At 74.6% G+C, this 3,498-nt stretch carries 4 protein-coding genes; 2 read left to right on the plus strand and 2 right to left on the minus strand.

Annotation, left to right across the window (positions count from 1 at the left end; translation table 11 throughout):
- Positions 1–1,254, minus strand: a 1,254-nt coding sequence (locus tag ACVMLK_RS20340; RefSeq protein WP_457487455.1) for an ABC transporter permease, incomplete at its 3' end; no start/stop codon positions are given.
- Positions 1,251–1,985 (minus strand): ABC transporter ATP-binding protein, encoded by a 735-nt coding sequence (locus ACVMLK_RS20345; RefSeq protein ID WP_232477021.1) that lies wholly within the window; start codon positions 1,983–1,985, stop codon positions 1,251–1,253. The genes ACVMLK_RS20340 and ACVMLK_RS20345, both read right to left, overlap by 4 nt.
- Before the next feature lie 28 nt (positions 1,986–2,013).
- Here ACVMLK_RS20345 and ACVMLK_RS20350 point away from each other — a divergent pair, with 28 nt between their 5' ends.
- Complete coding sequence (locus ACVMLK_RS20350) at positions 2,014–2,661, plus strand: arylesterase (RefSeq protein ID WP_457487456.1); 648 nt, start codon at positions 2,014–2,016, stop codon at positions 2,659–2,661.
- Between the two features lie 6 nt (positions 2,662–2,667).
- Positions 2,668–3,267, plus strand: a complete 600-nt coding sequence (thpR, locus tag ACVMLK_RS20355) for an RNA 2',3'-cyclic phosphodiesterase (RefSeq protein ID WP_198365986.1) — start codon at positions 2,668–2,670, stop codon at positions 3,265–3,267.
- Positions 3,268–3,498 lie beyond the last annotated feature (231 nt).

Below are 3,498 nucleotides of genomic sequence, written 5' to 3' on the forward strand. Positions count from 1 at the left end.
CGGCTGCTCAGCGGTGCCGACGACGAGCGCCACGAGCGCCAGCACGGCGGCGGCGTTCACCGCCAGCAGCGACCAGCGCGGCCGCGCCGCCTGGGGCTGCACCGCGTCGCGGAACAGTGCCGCGCCGGGGATCTCCCGCGCCCGGCCGAGCGGCCAGAGGGCGAAGGCCAGGGCGGTCAGCACGCCGTAGAGCGCCGCCTCGGCCAGCGGGCGGGCGTGGAAGCCAAGGCGCGGCGGCACCGGCAGAACGCTCTCCAGCGCGCGGGCGGCGAGCAGCGTCAGCCCCTGCCCGGCCAGCAGGCCGATGGCGATGCCGAGCGCGGCCAGCGCCATGACCTGGATCAGGTAGGTGACGAAGATCACCCGCGCCGGGGCGCCGAGGCAGCGCAGCGTGGCGATGGTCCGCGCCCGCTGGTCGAGCCAGGCGCGCACGCCGGTGGCGACGCCGATGCCGCCCACCAGCAGCGCGGTCAGCCCGGCCAGCGTCAGGAAGGAGGCGGCGCGGTCGAGGAAGCGGCTGACGCCCGGGGAGCCATCGCGCGCGTCGCGGATGCGCCAGCCGCCGTCATCCTGCGCGGCGCGCAGCGCGGCGGCGAAACCGGCCGGATCGGTCCCCTGCGGCAGGGCGATGCGGTAGTGGTACTCCACCAGGCTGCCCGGCTGGATCAGCGCCGTGCCCGGCACGTCGGCCAGCGCGATCATGGCGCGGGGGCCGAGGATGGCGGGGCTCGCCACCTTGTCGGGCTCGGAGGCGACGGTGCCGGCGAGGCGGAAGCGGGCCTCGCCCAGCCGCACCGGATCGCCCGGGCGCAGGCCGAGCCGCTCGGCCACCAGCGGGTCGAGCGCCACCGTGCCGGGGGCGAGTCGCGCCTGCGGAGGGTCGAGCGTCAGCGCGCCATAGAGCGGATAGGCCTGGTCCACCGCCTTCAGCTCGACCAGGGCGCGCTCGCCGGAGGCGGCGACCGCCATGGCGCGCATCTCCACCACCTCGGAGAGCCGCCCACCGCGCGCGGCGATCCAGTCCCGCGCCGCCTGCGGCATGGGGCGGTAGGAGACCCGCACCTCCAGGTCGCCGCCCAGGATGCGGGCGCCGTCCTCGACCAGCCCGGCCTCGGTGGCGGCGCGCAGCGTGCCGACGGCGGCGATGGCGGCGACGCCGAGCGCCAGGCAGGCCAGCACGATCCTGAGGCCCCTGATGCCGCCGCGCAGTTCCCGCCGGGCGAAGCGGAAGCCGAGCCGCAGGGTCTGGCTCATGCGGCGCTGTCCCCGGCCAGCAGCCCGTCCGCCATCCGCAGGCGCCGGCCGCAGCGCGCGGCCAGGGCCGGGTCGTGGGTGATCAGCACCAGGGTGGTGCCGAGCTGCTCGCGCAGGCCGAACAGCAGGTCCATGACCTTCTGCCCGGTGGCGCCGTCCAGGTTGCCGGTGGGCTCGTCGGCCAGCAGCAGGCTGGGGCCCGCGACCACGGCCCGGGCCAGGGCCGCGCGCTGCTGCTCGCCGCCCGAGAGCTGGCCCGGATAGTGCTCCAGCCGGTGGCCGAGCCCGACCTTCTCCAGGGATTCGCGGGCGCGGTCGAAGGCGTCGGCGCGGCCGGAGAACTCCAGCGGGATGGCGACGTTCTCCAGCGCCGTCATGGTCGGCACGAGGTGGAAGGACTGGAAGACGATGCCGAGCCTCTCGCGGCGGAAGCGGGCGAGCGCGTCCTCGTCCATCGCCGCCAGATCCGCCCCGGCGACGCTCAGGGACCCGCCGGAAGGGCGCTCCAGACCGGCCAGCAGCATCAGCAGGCTGGTCTTGCCGGAGCCCGAGGGGCCGACCAGCCCGACCGCCTCCCCGGCCCCCACATCGAGGTCGAGGCCGCGGAGAATGTTGACCTCACCCCCCGCCGCCGCCACCTTGAAGGTCAGGCCCCTTGCCCGAATCAGCGGTGCGGCGGGGCCATCGGGGCTTGCGGCGGAGGAAGGGATGGCCTTGGGTGCGTCCAGCATGATCCGCAGATATGGCCGCCGTGCCGCAGTGCGAAGGGCCCTTTTCGGTTTCGGACTGTATCTCATCCCGATCGCGCTGCCCGCCGCGATCCCGGGCCCCCGCGCCGCGGAGCCGGTCCGGCTGCTGATGCTGGGCGATTCCATCACCGCCGGCTACGGGCTGGACCATGCCGAGGCGCTGCCGCGGCGGCTCGAGGCGCTGCTGCGCGAGGCCGGCGCGGCGGTGACGGTGGTGGATGCCGGCGTCTCCGGCGACACCACGGCGGGCGGCCGCTCGCGCCTCGACTGGGCGCTGGCCGACGATCCCCAGGCGGTGATCGTGGCACTCGGCGGCAATGACGGGCTGCGCGGCGTCCCGCCGGCCGAGACCTACGCCAACCTGTCCGACATCCTGGCCCGGCTGAAGGCGCGCGGCCTGCCGGTGCTGCTGGCCGGCATGCTGGCGCCACCCAATCTCGGCGCCGATTACGGGCGCGAGTTCTCGGAGACCTTCCAGCGCCTGGCGCGGGAGTATCCCGAGGCGGTCTTCTACCCCTTCCTTCTGGATGGCGTCGCCGGCGAGCCCTCGCTCAACCAGCCCGACCGCATCCACCCCAATGCCCGGGGCGCGGAGGAAGTGGCACGGCGGATGCTTCCCGCCGTGCGGAGGTTGTTGTCCAAGGTGCAGGGAGGATGAGCCATCATGCCACGCCTTTTCGTAGCCCTGCCCATCCCGGATACGCTGCGGGAACACCTGGCCGACCTGGCGGGCGGCATTCCCGGCGCCCGCTGGGTGCCGCCGGAGAACTACCACCTCACCCTGCGCTTCATCGGCGAGATCGAGGGCTGGCAGGCGGATGAGGTGGACGAGGCCCTGGCCGGCATCCGCGCCCGGCCCTTCGACCTGCAGCTTGGCGGCGTCGACCTGTTCGAGAAGGCCGGCCGGCTGCTTTCGCTGCATGTGAAGGCGGAGCGCAACGAGGCGCTGCTGCACCTTCAGAGCAAGGTGGAGACCGCCCTGCAGCGCGCCGGCCTGCCGCCCGAGCGGCGGCGCTTCGCCCCGCACGTCACCCTGGCCCGCACCGAGAAGGCGGCGCCGGACAAGCTCATCGCCTTCGTCCAGGCGCACAATCTGTTCCGGCCCGACCCGGTGCCGATCGACCATTTCTGCCTCTTCTCCTCCCGCCTCGGCAAGGAGCAGGCGCATTACGAGGCGGAGGTGGACTATGCCCTCGACGGCCGGCCGCGCCCGCCCCTCGATCCCTCCCCCGATCCCCTGGCCAGCCACGAGGCGGGGCATTAGGGCGGCGTCCGATCGGGTGATGTCCTCGGATCGGAATCTGCTCTAGGCAGGGGGCATGTCCCGGCCGCGCCGCCTCCTTCCGGTCCTGATCGGCCTGCTGCTGCTGCAGGCGGCCGCGGTCCCGGCCGCCTGCCTGCATCACGCCCTGCGCGGCGCCGCGCGCGAGGCCGGCTGGGTGGTGCCGATCTGCACCGCGGAGGGCCTGCTGCTGCGGCACGCGCCGGCGGAAGG

Source organism: Teichococcus aerofrigidensis (assembly GCF_054073225.1).